Annotated in this window: 15 protein-coding genes; 9 read left to right on the top strand and 6 right to left on the bottom strand. The window is 34.0% G+C overall.

From position 1 onward, the window contains the following. Nucleotides 1–2: 2 nt before the first annotated feature. Entirely contained in the window at nucleotides 3–389 is a 387-nt protein-coding gene (locus ACFWV9_RS07820) for a hypothetical protein (RefSeq protein ID WP_411894692.1), read from the bottom strand. A gap of 52 nt (nucleotides 390–441) precedes the next feature. Between ACFWV9_RS07820 and ACFWV9_RS07825 the strand changes: the two genes are divergently transcribed. The 3 genes from ACFWV9_RS07825 to ACFWV9_RS07835 all read left to right on the top strand — a co-directional run bounded on the left by ACFWV9_RS07825 (nucleotide 442) and on the right by ACFWV9_RS07835 (nucleotide 5,782). Then, nucleotides 442–627 carry a hypothetical protein gene (locus ACFWV9_RS07825; protein ID WP_411894693.1) on the top strand — a complete coding sequence of 62 codons (186 nt, stop codon included), beginning with the start codon at nucleotides 442–444 and terminating at the stop codon, nucleotides 625–627. Nucleotides 628–972: 345 nt separating this feature from the next. Continuing rightward, complete coding sequence (locus tag ACFWV9_RS07830; RefSeq protein WP_411894694.1) at nucleotides 973–2,076, top strand: hypothetical protein; 1,104 nt, start codon at nucleotides 973–975, stop codon at nucleotides 2,074–2,076. A 1-nt stretch (nucleotide 2,077) separates the two neighbouring features. After that, nucleotides 2,078–5,782, top strand: coding sequence for a T9SS type A sorting domain-containing protein (locus tag ACFWV9_RS07835; RefSeq protein ID WP_411894695.1), 3,705 nt, complete (start codon nucleotides 2,078–2,080; stop codon nucleotides 5,780–5,782). Between the two features lie 56 nt (nucleotides 5,783–5,838). Here the strand turns inward: ACFWV9_RS07835 and ACFWV9_RS07840 are convergent, their stop codons facing one another. Further along, on the bottom strand, nucleotides 5,839–7,824 hold the full coding sequence (locus ACFWV9_RS07840) for a dipeptidyl-peptidase 3 family protein (protein WP_411894787.1): 1,986 nt from the start codon (nucleotides 7,822–7,824) through the stop codon (nucleotides 5,839–5,841). A gap of 136 nt (nucleotides 7,825–7,960) precedes the next feature. Here ACFWV9_RS07840 and ACFWV9_RS07845 point away from each other — a divergent pair, with 136 nt between their 5' ends. Together ACFWV9_RS07845 and crcB are read left to right on the top strand one after the other, a co-directional pair. Beyond that, nucleotides 7,961–8,980 (top strand): SRPBCC family protein, encoded by a 1,020-nt coding sequence (locus ACFWV9_RS07845; RefSeq protein ID WP_411894696.1) that lies wholly within the window; start codon nucleotides 7,961–7,963, stop codon nucleotides 8,978–8,980. Continuing rightward, a complete protein-coding gene (gene crcB / locus ACFWV9_RS07850) occupies nucleotides 8,981–9,346 on the top strand; it encodes a fluoride efflux transporter CrcB (RefSeq protein ID WP_411894697.1) in 366 nt (121 codons plus the stop codon). It begins immediately after the preceding gene. A gap of 1 nt (nucleotide 9,347) precedes the next feature. On the opposite strand, the gene ACFWV9_RS07855 is transcribed toward crcB, so the two are convergent. Further along, nucleotides 9,348–9,950, bottom strand: a complete 603-nt coding sequence (locus tag ACFWV9_RS07855; protein ID WP_411894698.1) for a DUF1684 domain-containing protein — start codon at nucleotides 9,948–9,950, stop codon at nucleotides 9,348–9,350. Nucleotides 9,951–10,185: 235 nt separating this feature from the next. On the opposite strand from ACFWV9_RS07855, the gene ACFWV9_RS07860 reads away from it, so the two are divergent. From ACFWV9_RS07860 to ACFWV9_RS07870, 3 genes are read left to right on the top strand one after another with little or no spacing between them, the layout of a single operon-like run. Continuing rightward, entirely contained in the window at nucleotides 10,186–11,397 is a 1,212-nt protein-coding gene (locus tag ACFWV9_RS07860) for an MDR family MFS transporter (protein ID WP_411894699.1), read from the top strand. A gap of 34 nt (nucleotides 11,398–11,431) precedes the next feature. Further along, nucleotides 11,432–12,178 (top strand): DJ-1/PfpI family protein, encoded by a 747-nt coding sequence (locus tag ACFWV9_RS07865; RefSeq protein ID WP_411894700.1) that lies wholly within the window; start codon nucleotides 11,432–11,434, stop codon nucleotides 12,176–12,178. A 48-nt stretch (nucleotides 12,179–12,226) separates the two neighbouring features. After that, nucleotides 12,227–13,813, top strand: coding sequence for an amidohydrolase family protein (locus ACFWV9_RS07870; RefSeq protein ID WP_411894701.1), 1,587 nt, complete (start codon nucleotides 12,227–12,229; stop codon nucleotides 13,811–13,813). On the opposite strand, the gene ACFWV9_RS07875 is transcribed toward ACFWV9_RS07870, so the two are convergent. Next, nucleotides 13,810–14,256, bottom strand: a complete 447-nt coding sequence (locus ACFWV9_RS07875; protein ID WP_411894702.1) for an Lrp/AsnC family transcriptional regulator — start codon at nucleotides 14,254–14,256, stop codon at nucleotides 13,810–13,812. The two genes, ACFWV9_RS07870 and ACFWV9_RS07875, sit on opposite strands and share 4 nt — an antisense overlap. 119 nt (nucleotides 14,257–14,375) lie before the next feature. Here ACFWV9_RS07875 and ACFWV9_RS07880 point away from each other — a divergent pair, with 119 nt between their 5' ends. After that, complete coding sequence (locus ACFWV9_RS07880; protein ID WP_411894703.1) at nucleotides 14,376–14,771, top strand: hypothetical protein; 396 nt, start codon at nucleotides 14,376–14,378, stop codon at nucleotides 14,769–14,771. On the opposite strand, the gene ACFWV9_RS07885 is transcribed toward ACFWV9_RS07880, so the two are convergent. Both ACFWV9_RS07885 and ACFWV9_RS07890 read right to left on the bottom strand, forming a co-directional pair. Then, nucleotides 14,772–15,386 (bottom strand): DEAD/DEAH box helicase, encoded by a 615-nt coding sequence (locus tag ACFWV9_RS07885; protein WP_411894704.1) that lies wholly within the window; start codon nucleotides 15,384–15,386, stop codon nucleotides 14,772–14,774. A 96-nt stretch (nucleotides 15,387–15,482) separates the two neighbouring features. Then, nucleotides 15,483–18,890, bottom strand: a complete 3,408-nt coding sequence (locus tag ACFWV9_RS07890) for a methylmalonyl-CoA mutase family protein (protein WP_411894705.1) — start codon at nucleotides 18,888–18,890, stop codon at nucleotides 15,483–15,485. Nucleotides 18,891–18,947 lie beyond the last annotated feature (57 nt).

An 18,947-nucleotide genomic window follows, 5' to 3' on the forward strand; every position in this document is an offset into this window, starting at 1 on the left:
TATTATTTATCTAATATTTCTTTAATATGAGGCTTAAAATAATTTGGGCCCTTTAGTACTTTGCCATCTTCACGGTAAATAGGCTCGCCGTTTTCGCCAAGTTTACTCATATTACTGCGTTGTATTTCATCAAAAACCTCTTCGATTTTATATTGTAGGCCATGCTCAATTATGGTACCACATAAAATATATAGCAAATCACCAAGTGCATCTGCCACCTCAACCAAATCATTATCATTGGCAGCTTCTAAATACTCTTCATTCTCTTCTCGCATTAATTTATAGCGCAGCATATTCTTTTCTATTCCCAAATTGGCTTTTGGTGTTTCTCTATGCCCTATTTTAAAGGCCGTATGGAATGCTTTAACTGCATTGATTTTATCTTGCATGGTAGCTAGTTTATAAATTGAGTAATTGTTATTTTTGCATAAAAATAAGCAGATGTTTAGTACTGGTCAATTGATTTTTGGAATATTATTTTTTATTGCTTTTGTAATTGTTATTGCATTTCAGTACCGCAAGGATTTACCGCTTCATAAAAAATATTACAAAGGCACGGTTTGGATCTTAATAGCCTTTATTGGTTTTATTGGCCTTATTGCAGCTGTGAAGTTCATCTTTATGTAAATTCGTCAATTTTTATTGTTGCTATCTTCAAAAATTTCTGTCAGAAAATTAATATAACATATTGATTTTTAGATCTTTAATTGTATTATTTTTCGCACAAATTATGAGGTTTTATAAATTCGTCAATTTATTTACCTAATGATATAACTAAGCTAATAAAATCAAAAATTCTGTGAATTTTTTTAATTTTTTTAAAATAAATTTCAAACTAGAAAAGACCTGAATTTACTGACGATACGATAGTATTACCCAATAATATCATATTATTCTGATAATCAAGACACTTTTATTCATCATCATTTTTTTGTAAATTATAAATAGCTATTAATCAATTCTTTATAAATTATGAAAACACTTACATTTTTCAGAAAAGTGTTCCTTTTCTGTTCACTTGGTTTATTTTTAACCAACATTGAAGCCCAAACAATTATTACAATTGACAACAATGCCAACTCAACAACAACCTACACCACCATACAAGACGCACATGATAATGCGGCAGATAACGATATTATCTATGTGCAACCTTCTGGAACTTCTTATGGTAATTTAAATATTACCAAACCTTTAACCATAGTGGGAAGATCCCACAGTGAACCTGGTAAAATATCAACTATAGGTGCTGTAAGTGTTAGAAGTAGTAATGTAGAATTTAAAGGTTTATTTATTTCTAGTATCACTTGGTCCTTAACAGGAGCTCCATCACCTCCACCATATACTGGGTTCAGGCTCTATGAGTGTGAAGTTAGTAGCACGTTTAATCTTGGAACATTTAATGTACCAACAGATGACTCAGAAATACGCGGCTGTATTCTTAGGGCTGGATTATTTGTTGACGATAATGCTAGTAATGTATTAGTATCAAATAATATCATACTTTCTACATTATCTACTGAACAGACTCTTACTTTGGTTGTTGCAAATAATGTATTTAGAGGAACATCGTCAATTACAATTAATAACAACGATGTTGCAAATGGTACTTTAATTTTATTCAACAATATGTTTATACTAAATAGTGGCTCAAATAGATTTGTTAATTTAAATAATGGACCATTTAATTTATCGAATAATCTTACGTATAATTATGGTTTTGGAAATTTAGATTATGTTGCAAATGCTTCAGGATCATTCACTGAGACAGGATCATTAAACAATACCGATCCTTTATTTACTAATGTAGATAATACAGTGTCACAAAGTTTCGCTGGAACGTCCTCATCATATGATTCAGCAATAAGACCAGAAGATGACCTCACTTTACAAGCAGGTTCTCCTGCGCTAACTGGTGGTGGCGGTGGTTCTGAAATGGGGTTGTTTAATAATGGCTTCAACTATAGCAAATTAGGTGTACCAAGAGGCTTACCAACATTAGATGTTATTTCTTATGATGGTGCTGTACCTAAAAATGGTAATATTAATGTGACCGTTACGGCTAAAGCTAATTAATATGAGAGCGCAAAAAAAAATGCGCTCGCTATCAGTTACCAATTATTTTTTCAGTGTAATCAAAAAAATATTACCCTTGCTAATTTTGATAGGTATCTATCAGTTGCAAGGACAAACGATAACAAGTTATGAATATTATTTTGGCACTGATCCAGGCTTTGGTAACGGAACGGCAATTAGCGCAAATGCAAATACTGGTGAACTCACACAAAACCTTGTCATACCAGTTACTGGATTGAATGAAGGTTTTCACAAACTTTCCATTAGAGCTCTTGATAATGGAGGTAATTGGAGTTTATTTGATGCTTCTGATTTCTATATTTTCGATTTTACAACAGGTGGCGCACCAATTTCTAACCTAGATGAGATAGAATATTGGTTTGACACGGACCCTGGATTTGGTTTAGGTACTACCTTATCAATTACTGGTAGTCCGATTAATGAGACTACAGAAAGTTTTGTTATACCATTAGGGAGTTTAGATGCTGGATTTCATACTTTAGGAATGCGTGCCATAAATTTAGATGGTACTTGGAGTTTATTCACAAAAAATAGCTTCTACATTTTTGAAAATACAGGTGCTGTACCACCATCTAACTTGGCTGCCATGGAATATTGGTTTGGTATTGATCCAGGATTTGGAAATGGTAATCCATTATCTTTTACAGGCAATCCTAGTGAACTAACACAATCTTATGTCATCCCTTTAACGGGATTAGATGAAGGATTTGAAACTATTAGCATCAGAGCTCAAAATCTTAATGGCGACTGGAGTTTGTTTGATAATAAGACATTCTATGTTAGTGATATTGCTGGTAGTAATCCCATTTCTAATTTACAGCAATTAGAATACTGGTTCGACACTGATCCTGGATTTGGCAATGGAACGGCAATAGCAATACCAGGTAGCCCAAGTGAATCTACTGATCCTTTGGTAATACCTCTTGGTTCTTTAGATGGAGGATTTCACGAACTGGGTATCAGAGCGCAAAATTTGGATGGTACCTGGAGTTTGTACGAAAGAAAACGATTCTTTATAATAGATGCCGCTGATTTTGCAACACCACCTGTAGCAGCATTAGATGAGATTGAGTTCCTATATGATGCAGAGTTAGGTTTTGGGACAGGTACACCATTGGCATTTACACCAACAGGAAATCCTGATGAGTATTTGGTTGAAATTCCAACAGATATGGTAACCTGTGATATCCATGATGTTTGGATTAGTATGAAAAACACCGATGGTAATTATTCAATGTATAAAATTTTAGACGATGTTGATGTATTTGACAACCAAGATCCGACCATTGTTGTATTTCCAGATATTACAGTAGAATTGGATGCTAGTGGACAAGGCAGTATTACTATCGCTGATGTAGATAATGGTACGTTTGATGATTGTGAATTAGTCTCGGTAGTTTTAGATCAACCTCAGTTCGATTACACCTGTGCCGATTTAGGTACCAATACTGTTATGGTAACAGCAACGGATGCTGAAATGAAGGTAAGCACTCAAAATGTTACAATTACAGTTGTAGACAATATAGATCCTATTGCAGTAGCTCAAGATCTTACCATTTCGCTCGACGCAAATGGTATGGCAAGCATAACAGCTAATGATCTTGAAAATGGCTCTACGGACAATTGTAGTATTGTATCTAATAGTGTGGATGTTATGGATTTTGATTGTACGAATCTTGGAGCTAATACCGTGAACTTTACGGTTACGGATCCTGATGGCAATACCAATACAGTTAGCGCTACTGTTACAATAGAAGATAATACAATACCAGATGCTCAAACGCAGAACATTACTGTTCAGTTAGACGGTACTGGAGCAGTTTCAATTGTACCTGATGATGTTGATTTGTCAACTGATAATTGTACAATAGTTACAAAGAGTTTAGATATTACGGATTTTGATTGTACAGATTTAGGTGCTAATACAGTGACTTTAACCGTGACAGATCAAAGCGGTAATAGTAATACTGCAACAGCAACAATAACTGTTGAAGATTCTATTGATCCTACTGCTATTACACAAAATATCACAGTGCAATTAGACGCTACTGGCAGTGCTACTATTTTAGCAACACAAATTGACAATTTATCAAGTGATAATTGTACTATTTCGACCAGAAGTTTAGATGTATCATCTTTTGACTGTAGTAATCTTGGAGATAATACAGTAACATTGACCGTTACAGATCAGAGTGGCAATTCTGATACTGCAACAGCAACAGTGACAGTTGAAGATGTTGCCAACCCAACAGCGATTGGTCAGAACATTACAGTTCAGTTAGATGCTAGTGGAAATGCCACAATTAGTCCTACAGATGTAGACAATGGCTCTAACGACAACTGTAGTATTGATACAAGAAGTTTAGATATTACAAGTTTTGATTGTGATGATGTTGGTGTAAATACAGTTACATTGACTGTTACTGATCCTAGTGGTAATAGTAACAATACCACAGCCACTGTTACGGTAGAAGATAATATTTTTCCAAGTGTAACCACTCAAAACATAACGGTTCAATTAGATGCAAGTGGTAGCGTTACCATTGTTGAAGCAGATATTGAAAATGTATTATCAGATAATTGTGGTATCGCAACTAGTGTTTTGGATATTACATCTTTTGACTGTACAGACCTAGGCGATAATACAGTAACATTAACTGTAACTGATAATAATGGAAATGTTACAAATACACCTGCAACCGTTACAGTTGAAGATAGTATTGATCCAGTTGCTGTAGCACAGAATATAACTCTTCAGTTAGATGGAAGTGGAAATGCTTCAATAGTGCCTGCTGATGTTGAAAATGGCTCTAGTGATAACTGTTCTATAACATCAAGTAGTCTAGATGTTTCTTCATTTGATTGCAGTGACATTGGTGCAAATTCAGTAACTCTTACAGTTACAGATCAAAGTGGTAATACAGATACTGCAACAATTACAGTTACTATCGAAGACATAGCAGATCCAGTGGCAATTACACAGGACATTACTGTGGCCTTGGACGCAAGTGGTAATGCAACAATTGTACCTGCAGATATCGATAACGGTTCAAACGACAATTGTTCTATTGATATGAGCACTTTAGACATTTCGAGCTTTGACTGTTCTAACATTGGACCAAACACAGTAACCTTAACAGTCACGGATTCTGGTGGTTTAAATGATAGTGCCACCGCAACTGTAACTATTGAAGACAATTTGGATCCAATAGCTAGTGGTATGGATATAACTGTTGATTTACTAGGAATGGGATCAATTACAATTGTAGCAGCTGATGTTGACGATGGTTCTGGTGATAATTGTGGTACTGCAACTCTCAGTATTGACGTTGATACGTTTACAATGGAAGGTGTATTTCCTGTTGTTTTAACAGTAACAGATGCTTCAGGAAATACAGATTCAGTAACAGTTAATGTTACTGTAACGGATAGTTTAAGCATTGATGATGAAGAGTATTCACCAAATGATATTAGGCTATATCCAAATCCGGCTTCAGACAGATTATATTTTGATACTGAATTGATTATTTCTCGTGTTCAAATTGTCGATCTAACAGGAAAAATGGTTCTAGAAAGAGCTAATCCTGGAGACAATGTATTTGTTGAGAAACTTCAAGAAGGTGTTTATTTTGTATTATTTGATGTAGACGGAATAAAATTAACCAAACGGTTTATTAAACACTAAATAAAAAAAGCAGTTGTGAATCGCAACTGCTTTTTTCTTTATATATCTTTTTAAGATTAATTTACATCAGGTAAGTGATTGTAAATTTTACTGTATACTAACATTTGTTCTGGGAATCCCTTAGGTTGTGTTACCTTAATTGCTGTAATTTCACCAGAATCATTCATTTCAGGTACTAGAACTGGATTAACGAATCCACTGTACGGAGCAGACGTAAATTGCTTGTTGCGTTCTAACACTTCCGCATGCACCTCTTGGTCAACTTTTACACCATATCCCTCAACTAATGCTTCAACTGCATCATAATCACCTTCAGATTTAATACGTTGTGTTTCTCTCAACAACTGACCAAATAACTCATGTAATTTATCATAATCATTTATATTATAATACGTTTTACCATCTCTACTTACCTTTTCAATAACATTGTCTACTTTACCTTTCTCATATGCCCAAGCAGAAACCCATTGTCTGTTTCTCATATGAGCTTCTTCTACATCATCGCCAAGATTCAATCTAATTAATTGTGTAATTAAGCCGTTTCTAATATAACCATCAAAGGCTGCCATACCTACTGCTTTCCAATCTTCAACTAAACCTAATTCTTGTAATTTAGAATCATATAAATAATAAAGACCAACAAGATCTGCTCTTCCTTCTTCTAAAGTAGAAGCATAGTTCTTCAACGTTTCTTTGGTCTCTCCTACACCTGGATTAATTTGACCTGATGCATGACCTATAACTTCATGCAACGCTGTGTGAAGTTTATCTGCTAGTTGTCCATACTCTTCTTCAAGTGCTAATTCTTCCTCATCATGAACAAATTCTTTTAAACGACCTGAGCTACCGGCATTATTGTAGGCCTCAATTATGTTTCCTAACGAAACAGATTTACTACCTACTTCTTTTCTTATCCAATTGGCATTTGGTAGATTAACTCCAATAGGTGTACTCGGTGATGCATCACCTGCCTCTCCAGCTACTGTAACTACTTTATAGGTTACACCAACTACATTCTTCTTTTTATGCTCATCCATTAATGGAGAATTATCTTCAAACCATTGGGCGTTTTCCGATAGAACGGCCATTTTTTTAGACATGTCAAAGTCATTGATCTGTACAATTGTTTCATATGAGCCTCTATATCCTATAGGGTCGTTGTATACCTCTATGAAGCTATTAATGTAATCTACATTCCCGTCAGTTGCAGCTGTCCAAGCTACATTATAATCGTCCCAAGTTTGTAGATCTCCTGTCATATAATATTTAATGAGTAAGTCTAACGCTTTACCTTGAGCTTCATTTTCTGCAACTTCTCTAGCCTTACTTAACCATTCTATAATTTCATCAATTGCCTGGCCGTATAATCCTTCAGATTTATAGACTCGTTCTTTTAAAACACCATCCTCTTTTATCAACTGAGAATTTAATCCATAAGACAATGGTCTATTTGGGTCTGGTGAATTTTTAGCCTTGTAAAAATTAACAACATCATCGCTTGTAACATCTGGACCATAAAAATTAACTGCTGAAAGCGCAACATTATCTACTCCTTTGGCCTGATTTACTTTTTTAGAATCTTTATCATTAAAAATAACATCAAATGCTTCACCATCTAGCTTGGTGTTTGTAGCTAAAAACAATTCGTTTAAATAGTCTTTTGTAAAATCTGGTTTCAGCTTATCATTTGAGTAATGATGATGAATACCATTGCTAAACCAAACACGTTTAAGATATATTTCAAAATTCTTCCAGTCATCTGTAGTCTTATCACCAGAATATTCCTTAAATACATTTTCAAGAGCACGTCTAATCTTTAAATTATGTCTGTAGTTTTGATCCCACATAATATCTCTACCGGCAAGACCAGCTTCAGTTAAATAATACACTAATTTTTGTTCTTTTAAGGTAAGATTATCCCATCCTGGGATTTTATAACGTAGAATCTTAACATCAGCAAATTGCTCTACATTATAATCAAATTTTGTGTCTACTTCCTTAAATGCACCCTCTTTTGAATCGTCCTTACAAGCCACTATCATTAGTGCTATTAGACAAAATTTTAATATTGATTTAAATTTCATATGTTAGTTGATTTTAGTATTTCCACAAAGGTAATACTTATATGACATATCATAAAATTACTATCTTTGAATAACAACTAAACTTTATCAATCAATGAAAGCGTTTAAGTACATTTTATTGTTACTGTTAATTTTCATTATCGGATTTTCGATATATGTAGCGGTTCAACCCAATGAATTCAGTTTTAATAGAAGTAGAACTATCAATGCACCTGCTTCATTACTCTATCAAAAAGTAAATGATTTTAAGGAATGGCCATCATTCTCACCATGGATTGAACAAGAGCCTGACGCCACAATAACATATGGTGATAAAACAAGCGGAGAAAATGCAAATTTTTCTTGGAAAGGTGAAATTCTAGGTGAAGGTCAAATGACAACCAATACTATTGAAGAAAATAAGTCTATTACTCAATTAATTGAGTTTACTGCACCCTATGAAGCAAAATCTAATGTAAACTGGACTTTTGAACCAACCGATGAAGGCACCAAGGTGACATGGGCTATGGATGGTAATCAAGATTTTGTCTCTAAGCTATTTACAACTTTAATGGGTTCTATTGAATCGGAAACAGGTCCTGATTTTGAACGTGGACTTTTTAAACTTGACAGCTTAGTTACTGAGGACATGGCGCGATATGATATAAATATTAATGGTATTACAGAATATGGTGGAGGATTTTATTTATATAAGACCACAAATGCTAATTCAACGAATATGAGTGCCAAAATGGGTGAAAATTTTGGTGCAGTTATGCAATTTATGGGTAGTAAAGGTATAGTCCCTTTTGGAATGCCATTGACAGTATATAATGATATGGGCGAAGACAATGTTATTATGAGTAACGGTATACCTGTGAATGAACGCTATACTATACCTGAAGGATCAGATGTTTCGATCGGTTATATACCGAAGACTAAAGTTCTAAAAACTATTTTGTTAGGTAATTATACAAATCTTTCTAAGGCATGGGAAGCCACTATGAATCATATATCAGAAAATGGATTGGTACAATCCGATTTAAAACCATTTGAGATTTACACAAATGATCCAGGTAATTTTCCTAATCCTGCAGATTGGAGAACCGAAATCTATATCCCACTAAAAGAATAAATGAAACAAATTTTACTCGTTTTTTTTGGTGGTGGTATCGGTAGCGTATTAAGATATTTAATTGGCAAATGGCTCAATAGCACTGGCGATGGCATACCTTATGGCACTTTTTTGGCCAATATTTTAGGTAGTTTACTTATTGGAATCATCCTTGGACTTGCTAGTAAAAATGATAGCCTGACCCAAAGTCAGACATTACTATTAGCTACAGGTTTTTGTGGTGGGTTTACAACTTTTTCAACCTTTGCGTATGAGAATCATGTATTTTTAAAATCGGGTGATTTTACAAGTTTTGCTTTATATACCATAGGTAGTTTTGTCATAGGATTTTTAGCAGTCTTCCTAGGAATTTTCCTTGTCAAATAAACTAAAGCTTTTTAAATTTTTTCATCCCTGCTTTAATTTCAATGTCTAAATAATTTACCCTTGGTACGATTGGACAAGAATATTTTTCATTGTAAACGCAAAGTGGATTATATGCCTTATTAAAATCTATAATTATACTATCATTATTTGGGATCCTAAGATCTATATAGCGTCCACCACCATAGGAAATATTTCCATTTGTATCATCTAGAAATGGAAGGAATAAATAATCTTCATAACCTTCAGTTTGCATATTTTCTTCACCCTGATAAACATTTAATTGGTAAGGATTACCTTTTATTTGAAACTTTAAAATTCCATATATACGTTCTTTTGATAATCTATCATCAGTTGTTTTCATATTAAACCACTCTGAATTAGGTGTTCTTTCTAAAATAGCTTTGACCACAAATGTGGAGTCAAAATCAAAAAAATCTAAACCGGTAAAATTCTTTAAATCCTTTGCCTTTAAAGGAGATTTAGATGCATCCTTAAAGTTGGAATTCGTCTGTCTTTGCCACTCAGTTTGACCCTTAAGACTATGTTTCTTTTGGGAACAACCAAAGACCAAAAATATAAGCATTGGAAGAAGTATATATTTCATTGAAGGATTATATTTCTTTACCAAAAATACAACTTATCAATTTTTATTGTAGTTTTGATTCAAACATTAAAAAATAAAATGCGACAAGCAATTAGATATACAAAGCAAACCACAGTCATTTCTTCGGAAGACATTCGGATGCATTATCTATTGTAGCTATATACACATACTATCAAACAATATTTAAAAGTCCGACGATACCGTCGGACTTTTTATTTTTTTAATATCAACCAAAATGAAAAAACTCTACATAAATTATATCGATTCCTTCAAAGGACTTTCTAAAGAAATCTGGTATATCTCCTTAATTTCTTTAGTAAATAGAGCTGGTACAATGGTAATTCCATTTCTATCGTTATACCTCACCAAAAACTTAGACTTTAGTAAGGATGATGCTGGCTGGATTTTAGCATTTTTTGGTATAGGCTCTGTAATTGGTGGTTGGTTAGGAGGAAAACTTACAGATATATTTGGATTTTATAAAGTAATGATATTTAGTTTACTTATAACTGGACTAAGCTTCATTTGCTTGCAGTACATCACATCATTTTGGGGATTATGTATTGCGATTCTTATTATTATGAGTATTGCCGACTGTTTTAGACCAGCCATTTATGTCTCAATTAAAGCATATAGCACTCCAGAAAATCAAACTAGAGCAATTGGACTGATAAGGTTAGCCATAAATGCAGGTATGGCCATAGGACCTACTGTGGCAGGTTTAATTATTGTAACACAAGGCTATGGGTTACTGTTTTGGATTGACGGCATTACCTGTATTGTTGCCATTATAATATTCAAGTATTTGGTTACGCCTCCTCATAAAGAGATCACTGAAGAGAAAAGTGATGAACCAAAACTAAATAAGAATATTGTTTACAAAGATTTTACCTATTGGATATTTATTGCAATTTGCTTTTTTATGGGTATGGCCTTTTTTCAACTCATTGTGACTATGCCACTTTATTATGAGGAAATATTCAATCTCAATGAATTTAAAATTGGCCTAATGTGGATAATAAATGTTGGTATAATAATAGTTCTAGAAATGCCTTTACTTAATTTCTTAGAGAAAAAATTTATACATGTTACCAAGCATATACTTATGGCATGCTTTCTTATGTGTTTCAGTTTTTTCATTCTTTACCAGAATTTTTGGATAGGCATATTAATCATAAACATGATAATAATAACATTCGGTGAAATGTTAGGGTTTCCTTTTACAAACAAGTTTGCACTTAATAGAGCGAAGAAAGGTGTTGAAGGAAGTTATCTAGCACTTTATGCCATGGCGTTTTCTTTATCCCATATTTTCAGTTCTAAAATAGGTCTAAGCATCGTGGATAAATATGGTTATCAGGTGAATTGGCTTGTAACTGGCTCTTATGGATTAGTGGCAATATTATTATCCTTTTGGCTTATAAATAGGGTAAAAACTAATCAATAGCTAACGTTTCAATCTTTAATATTAACTTAGTGAAATGAAAAAAATATTACTTTTTTGCTTTTCAATATTACTTGTATTTAGTTGTACTGAAAACTCAGATACAAAGAAGACTAAAACAAAACCGTCTGAAGCTAGTAAGAGTTATCCAATACTAGAACCTGACCGTTATAATGTAGCATTTTTGATAATGGATGGTGTTTATAATACGGAACTTACTGCACCATATGATATTTTTCAGCATACTGTCTTTAGAGATAATATTAAAGCAATGAATGTCTTTACTTTAGCTAATACCGACAATGTAATTACCACGTTTGAAGGCATACGTTTATTGCCAGATTTTAATTACACCAAGGATTCATTGCCTAAAATTGACATTCTAGTTGTGCCAAGTGCAGAACATCATATTGACTCAGATTTAGAAGATAAAGCGATGATAGATTTTGTTAAGCAAGTTGATAAAGAAGCTCAATTCATCACGTCACATTGCGATGGTGCCTTTGTATTGGCTAAAGCTGGTCTTCTAGAAAATAAAGTCTCTACCACATTTCCGAGTGATATTAATAAAATGAGAGCAATGTTTCCTCATTTAGACATAAGAAAGGACGTTCTTTTTGTGCATGATGGAAAGTATATTACATCAGCTGGCGGTGCGAAATCATTTGAGGCTGCACTCTATCTTAGCGAATACTTATATGGAAAAGACATAGCACAATCCTTAGCTGGTGGACTAGTAATTGACTGGAATCTCGAAGATGTTCCTCACTTGGTTATTGAGTAAATTTAATTGCGTATTTTTAAAGGACTAACCAACCTTATATTACCAAAAATGAAAATCCGTTTATTCAAAACTGTTTTTTTAATTCTCTTTTACTGTTCATCAGTTTTTTCACAAAACAATTCAGAAGGCCCATTTAATCAACTCATTATTCGAGGCGTAACATTGATTAATGGTGATGGTGCGCCTCCTAGAGGACCAGTCGATATTGTTGTTGAAGGCAACAAGATCACCAATATAAAAGTAGTCGGTTATCCTGGTATTGAAATCAAAGAAAGTAGTCGTCCAAAACTAAAACCGAGCGGAAAAGAATTAGATGCTAATGGTATGTATCTCTTGCCAGGATTCATTGACATGCACGGACATATTGGAGGTGTTTCCCAAGGTGCAGATTGGGATTATGTTTTTAAACTTTGGATGGCACATGGTATCACTACCATAAGAGAACCCAGCGGGAGAAGTATAGATTGGACCTTAGACTTAAAGCGGAAAAGTGAAAAGAATGAAATAGTAGCTCCACGCATTTTTGCTTATACAGGATTTGGTCAAACAACCAAAGATTTTAATCCATTAAATGATGTGCCTATTACCACACCTGATGAAGCTAGACAATGGGTTAGAGCAAATGCTAAAAACGGTGCAGATGGTATTAAGTTTTTTGGTGCAGAACCAGAAATAATGGCCGCAGCACTAGATGAGAATAAGAAATTAGGTCTTAGATCAGCATGTCATCACGCGCAGTTAAGTGTTGCACGATGGAACGTGCTTCATTCGGCTAGAGCAGGCTTAACGTCTATGGAACATTGGTACGGCTTACCTGAAGCTCTTTTTGATGATCGAACCACACAAAACTATCCTTTAGATTACAACTATCAGAATGAGCAACATCGATTTGAAGAAGCTGGAAAATTATGGAAGCAAGCTGCAAAACCTTATTCGGAACATTGGAATAATGTGATGAATGAACTCATTGATTTAGATTTTACCTTAGACCCTACGTTCAATATTTATGAGGCAAGTAGAGATTTACATAGGGCAAGACGCGCCGAATGGCATGAAGATTATACCTTACCGTCGCTTTGGAAATTCTACGAACCAAGTAAGGTAAGTCATGGAAGTTATTGGCACTATTGGGGAACAGAACAAGAAATAGAATGGAAAAACAACTATCAACTTTGGATGACCTTTGTAAACGAATATAAAAATAGAGGTGGTAGAGTTACAACTGGATCCGATTCTGGTTTTATTTATCAGCTTTATGGATTTGCATATATCAGAGAACTAGAATTATTACGCGAAGCCGGATTCCATCCCTTAGAAGTTATCAGATCAGCTACACTAAATGGTGCTGAAGCATTGGGCTGGGATGACAAAATTGGTAGTGTACAAATAGGTAAACTTGCTGATTTTGTTATTATTGAAGAAAACCCTTTAGTTAACTTAAAATCGCTCTATGGTACTGGAGCTATTAAACTCACAAAAGATAATAAAGTTGTCCGTGTAGGCGGTGTAAAATATACCATCAAGGATGGAATTATATATGACGCGAAGAAACTTCTTGCCGAGGTTAAGGAAATAGTTGATACAGAAAAAGCGAAAACTGATTGGAAATTAAAACAACCTGGTATAAAAAACTAACTTTTTGGCAATAGTGGTTTTATTTCACTATGCTTTACGACTTGCGATAAAACAATTTGAGTTTTGGTTTCACCATAAGAAATTAATTGGTCTATAAAAGACTCTAGATGTTGTTGGTTTTTTAAAACAACTTCCATCACAATATTTTCATTACCAGTTATTCTGTAACAATTTACAACCTCATCATAAGTTTTGACCTTTTCTAAAAATGGCTTCAACATTCCCATAAATGCTCTTAGTGTTATCAATGCTTTTAATTGATAGCCCGTTTTAAATGGCGACACAAAGGTTGTATAGCCTTCAATAATTTCTGCATCTTCCATCTTTTTAATGCGTTCACCAACAGCAGGAGAGGACATACCGACTCTTCTTCCAATTTCAGAATTAGACATTCTTGCATTTTTTTGGAGACACTTTAATATCATTGAATTAACAGAATCCATAATAATTTAAATTTTTAGGAAATATTAACATATAATTTAAAGTAAATATACATTTTTAATTTAAATTTTAAATTATTCTAACGCGATTAGTCCGTAATTTCGTAACAATTGCTATAAAAATGAATTACAACCTACCATCTCACTTATCAGAACTTCCTGTTTACAGAAAGGCTATGGATATCATTATGTTATCCAGGAGCATATCCACATATCTTAACCATGATCTATCTTATTTAAATTCTGATGGTACCGAAGATTCTGATATTTATTTTTCTGGTGATATTGTACAGCAATCTACCAGTCTAGCACCAGAAATTATAAATGCTGAACTCGAACGTCATTCTGATAAAAAGCATAAACATTTTGAAAGTTTAGATCGTCTTACCTCAAAATTATATAGTAACTGTAGAAGACTTGAACACTCAAAAAGCAATGGTAAAGATTATTTACCAATTTTACGTGGTGAACTTAAGAAGTTTAGGAGACTACAGCGCAATTGGATGATGACGCTTTGATTATAATTTTTTAATCAATTGTGCATTTCTCATAAACGCATTCTGATAATTCTTAATTTTAGAATTAAACTCGTCCGCAATAATCACATACTGACATTTTTTGAGACTTTCGGATAATCGTAATATATGATTGTAGGCATTGTTTTGTCCTAAATAATCGGTATCTTCAATAGCAAATAATTGAATTTCGCCTAGATGTATCCCATTTAAAAAATATAATTTACTTAATCTGGATGCGGTAGCAATAACGATATCCTGTCCATAGTAAACTTCTTCCTTTTGTTTTTCAATATCGTACTCATCATAAAGGGCATAAACTCGTAAATCTGTATGTGTTGTAAATCTTTCGAATTCATCCTTTAAAGCCAAGGCATCTTGTTTGTCTTTAACAACCACAATTGCTCTTGGTGAGTCTTCAAAAGCTGTAGCTTTTAACTTATGAATAATAGCAATAATAAGGGCAGTAGTCTTACCACTACCCTTTGGAGCAATAATATAGGCGTCTGCTCCTCCTTTTAGTATTGGAAGGGCTTCTTTCTGAAATGCATTAGAAGTTTCGAAACCTAAATTTGACAAGGATTCTTTTAATAAAGGATGTAATTTCTTGAAAGACATTAAGTAAATTTAATATAATAAGATCCCAAATCTAGTTTGGGATAAGCGATATTCACAATTTTGAATGCGTAAGCTTTTCAAAAATTGGAATCCTGCTTACATGTTACGTCTATACTGACCTCCTACCTCAAATAAAGCAGATGTAATTTGTCCTAGTGAACATACTTTACAAACATCCATTAAAGCTTCAAAAATATTTTTGTTATTAATAGCTTTATGCTGTAAATCCTTTAAAAGTTCTTCAGTTTCATTAACGCCATGAAGATTCTTCAAAGTTTGAATTTGGAATTCCTTTTCGGCTTCTGTTGCCCTTATAACCTCAGCGGGCTGAACCGTTGGTGAGCCTTTACTACTTAAAAATGTATTTACACCAATTATTGGAAATTCACCATTATGCTTCAAGGTTTCATAGTACAAACTCTCCTCTTGAATTTTTGATCGTTGGTACATAGTTTCCATAGCCCCTAATACACCTCCACGTTCTGTGATTCTGTCAAATTCAGTCAAGACGGCCTCCTCAACTAAATCAGTTAATTCTTCAATAATAAAAGAACCTTGAATTGGGTTTTCATTCTTAGCTAAACCAAGTTCTTTATTGATTATTAGCTGAATAGCCATTGCACGTCTTACTGACTCTTCCGTTGGTGTGGTAATGGCTTCGTCATAAGCATTTGTATGCAGTGAATTACAATTGTCGTAAATAGCATATAATGCTTGAAGCGTGGTTCTTATATCATTAAAATCAATCTCTTGAGCATGCAAACTTCTACCGGAGGTTTGTATATGATACTTCAACATTTGCGCTCTAGAATTAGCGCCATATTTATGCTTCAATGCTTTTGCCCAAATACGTCTTGCAACTCTACCTATAACTGCATATTCCGGGTCAATACCGTTTGAGAAAAAGAACGATAAATTAGGACCAAATTTATTGATATCCATGCCTCTACTTAAGTAATATTCCACGTAAGTAAACCCATTGGATAACGTTAAAGCTAATTGCGTAATTGGGTTGGCGCCTGCTTCAGCAATATGATATCCTGATATTGAAACCGAATAGAAATTTCTGATATTATTTTCTATAAAGTACTCTTGCACATCACCCATTAATCTAAGGGCAAATTCAGTTGAAAATATACATGTATTTTGCGCCTGATCTTCCTTTAAAATATCTGCTTGTACAGTACCTCTAACTTGAGCTATTGTCTTCACTTTTATATCTTCATAGGTATCTTTAGGTAAAACTTGGTCACCAGTAACACCTAAAAGCATCAATCCAAGGCCATCATTCCCTTCTGGTAAATCACCATTATACTTTGGTCTTACTTTACCCTTATATATAGTTTCAATTTTCTTTTCAACTTCTTTTTCTAAGCCGTTTTCTTTTATATACAGCTCACATTGCTGGTCTATGGCAGCATTCATAAAGAAACCTAATAGCATTGGTGCAGGACCATTAATAGTCATACTAACAGAGGTCATTGCATCTGCCAAATTAAACCCAGAGTATAATTTTTTAGCATCGTCTAAACAGCAAATACTTACACCTGCATTACCGATTTTACCATAAATATCTGGTCTATAATCCGGATCATTTCCATATAGTGTAACACTATCAAATGCAGTAGACAGTCTTTTAGCTGGCATACCAAGACTCACATAATGGAAACGTCTATTGGTACGTTCTGGCCCTCCTTCACCTGCGAACATCCGCGTTGGATCCTCGCCTGTTCTTTTAAATGGATATAAACCTGAAGTATAAGGAAACTCACCAGGTACATTCTCTTGTAAACTCCATTTTAAAATATCACCCCAAGCCGAATATTTTGGTAATGCAACTTTTGGAATATCAGTATGAGATAAAGACTTTGTATGTGTCTCTATCTTTATCTCTTTATCTCTCACCTTAAATGAATAGATTGGTGCTTTATAAGTGTTAACTTTTTCGTCCCAACTAGTAATTATTTCCCAGTTGTAAGGATCTAAATCCATCTTAACACGATCGAATTCTCCCAATAATAATTTTAAGAAATCTTTATTGTCATCATTGGCTGAAGCAACATCAATTCCTGATTTATTCAAATTAGGTTCATTTCCTGTTACAGACTCTATGGTTTTATAAATACCATATAGTTTCTGTACTACCTCTACTTGTTTATTTGCTATAGTATCGTAAGCACGATTATTCTCAGCTATTTCAGACAAGTATCTCACACGTGCTGGTGGTATCACAAAGATCTTCTCGCTCATCTCTTTTGAAATCTCAAAAGTCGAATTCAAATCTGCATCAGTCTTTTCAACAATCTTATCCATGATCGCTTTGTACAGTGTATTCATACCAGGATCATTAAATTGAGATGCAATTGTACCAAATACAGGCATTGTATCTGGGTCTGCATGCCATAAATTCTGGTTACGCATGTATTGCTTTTTTACATCCCTTATAGCATCTAGTGCTCCTCTTTTATCGAATTTATTTATCGCCACTAAATCCGCGAAATCTAACATATCGATTTTCTCAAGCTGTGTTGCCGCACCAAACTCAGGTGTCATCACATATAAGGATACGTCACTGTGTTCTAGAATTTCTGTATCCGATTGTCCTATACCAGAGGTTTCTAAAATGATTAAATCATACTCAGCTGCTTTTAAAACCTCAACAGCTTCATTTACATATTTTGATAATGCTAAGTTAGATTGACGTGTTGCCAGACTACGCATATAAACTCTTGGGGAATTTATAGCATTCATTCGTATTCTATCACCCAACAAGGCACCTCCAGTTTTACGTTTTGAAGGATCAACAGAAATCAATCCTACCGTTTTCTCAGGAAAATCTATTAAAAAACGTCTAACCAATTCATCAACTAAAGAAGATTTACCTGCACCACCTGTTCCAGTGATACCCAATACTGGAGTTTTTGAATTTTTATTTTTTTTATGGATAGTTTCTAAAGCATCTTTTGCAATTTCCGGAAAATTCTCTGCAGATGAAATTACACGTGCAATGCACTTATCATCTTTATTTTGTAAAACGTTAACTTCTCCATTTAGTGCATCTCCAATTGCATAATCAGATTGTTGAACTAAATCGTTAATCATTCCTTGCAATCCCATTTCCCTCCCATCATCTGGTGAATAGATTCTGGTTATACCGTAATCCATTAAATCTTTAATCTCTTCTGGAAGGATTACACCACCTCCTCCACCAAAGATTTTAATATGACCAGCTCCTTTTTCTTGTAGTAGATCATACATATATTTAAAGTACTCATTATGACCTCCTTGGTAAGAGGTCATAGCAATAGCATTTGCATCTTCTTGTATGGCAGTATTAACAACTTCCTCAACACTTCTGTCATGACCTAAATGAATCACTTCAACACCAGTAGCTTGGATAATACGACGCATAATATTTATTGCCGCGTCATGACCATCAAATAGTGATGCTGCAGTAACAATTCTTACTTTATTCTTTGGCTTATAAGGAGCTACTTGTTCCATTCGTAAAAAACTGACTTAATTGAACGACAAATTTACGAAATATTCAAAAAAATACCT

The organism is Winogradskyella sp. A2, assembly GCF_046762865.1.
Taxonomy (GTDB): Bacteria; Bacteroidota; Bacteroidia; order Flavobacteriales; family Flavobacteriaceae; genus Winogradskyella.

What these genes read in the sequence shown, in the direction of transcription:
- ACFWV9_RS07820 (WP_411894692.1), bottom strand. Translation starts at nt 389, where the DNA reads ATGCAAGATAAAATCAATGCAGTTAAAGCATTCCATACGGCCTTTAAA.
- ACFWV9_RS07825 (WP_411894693.1), top strand. Translation starts at nt 442, where the DNA reads ATGTTTAGTACTGGTCAATTGATTTTTGGAATATTATTTTTTATTGCT.
- ACFWV9_RS07830 (WP_411894694.1), top strand. Translation starts at nt 973, where the DNA reads ATGAAAACACTTACATTTTTCAGAAAAGTGTTCCTTTTCTGTTCACTT.
- ACFWV9_RS07835 (WP_411894695.1), top strand. Translation starts at nt 2,078, where the DNA reads ATGAGAGCGCAAAAAAAAATGCGCTCGCTATCAGTTACCAATTATTTT.
- ACFWV9_RS07840 (WP_411894787.1), bottom strand. Translation starts at nt 7,824, where the DNA reads ATGATAGTGGCTTGTAAGGACGATTCAAAAGAGGGTGCATTTAAGGAA.
- ACFWV9_RS07845 (WP_411894696.1), top strand. Translation starts at nt 7,961, where the DNA reads ATGAAAGCGTTTAAGTACATTTTATTGTTACTGTTAATTTTCATTATC.
- crcB (WP_411894697.1), top strand. Translation starts at nt 8,981, where the DNA reads ATGAAACAAATTTTACTCGTTTTTTTTGGTGGTGGTATCGGTAGCGTA.
- ACFWV9_RS07855 (WP_411894698.1), bottom strand. Translation starts at nt 9,950, where the DNA reads ATGAAATATATACTTCTTCCAATGCTTATATTTTTGGTCTTTGGTTGT.
- ACFWV9_RS07860 (WP_411894699.1), top strand. Translation starts at nt 10,186, where the DNA reads ATGAAAAAACTCTACATAAATTATATCGATTCCTTCAAAGGACTTTCT.
- ACFWV9_RS07865 (WP_411894700.1), top strand. Translation starts at nt 11,432, where the DNA reads ATGAAAAAAATATTACTTTTTTGCTTTTCAATATTACTTGTATTTAGT.
- ACFWV9_RS07870 (WP_411894701.1), top strand. Translation starts at nt 12,227, where the DNA reads ATGAAAATCCGTTTATTCAAAACTGTTTTTTTAATTCTCTTTTACTGT.
- ACFWV9_RS07875 (WP_411894702.1), bottom strand. Translation starts at nt 14,256, where the DNA reads ATGGATTCTGTTAATTCAATGATATTAAAGTGTCTCCAAAAAAATGCA.
- ACFWV9_RS07880 (WP_411894703.1), top strand. Translation starts at nt 14,376, where the DNA reads ATGAATTACAACCTACCATCTCACTTATCAGAACTTCCTGTTTACAGA.
- ACFWV9_RS07885 (WP_411894704.1), bottom strand. Translation starts at nt 15,386, where the DNA reads ATGTCTTTCAAGAAATTACATCCTTTATTAAAAGAATCCTTGTCAAAT.
- ACFWV9_RS07890 (WP_411894705.1), bottom strand. Translation starts at nt 18,890, where the DNA reads ATGGAACAAGTAGCTCCTTATAAGCCAAAGAATAAAGTAAGAATTGTT.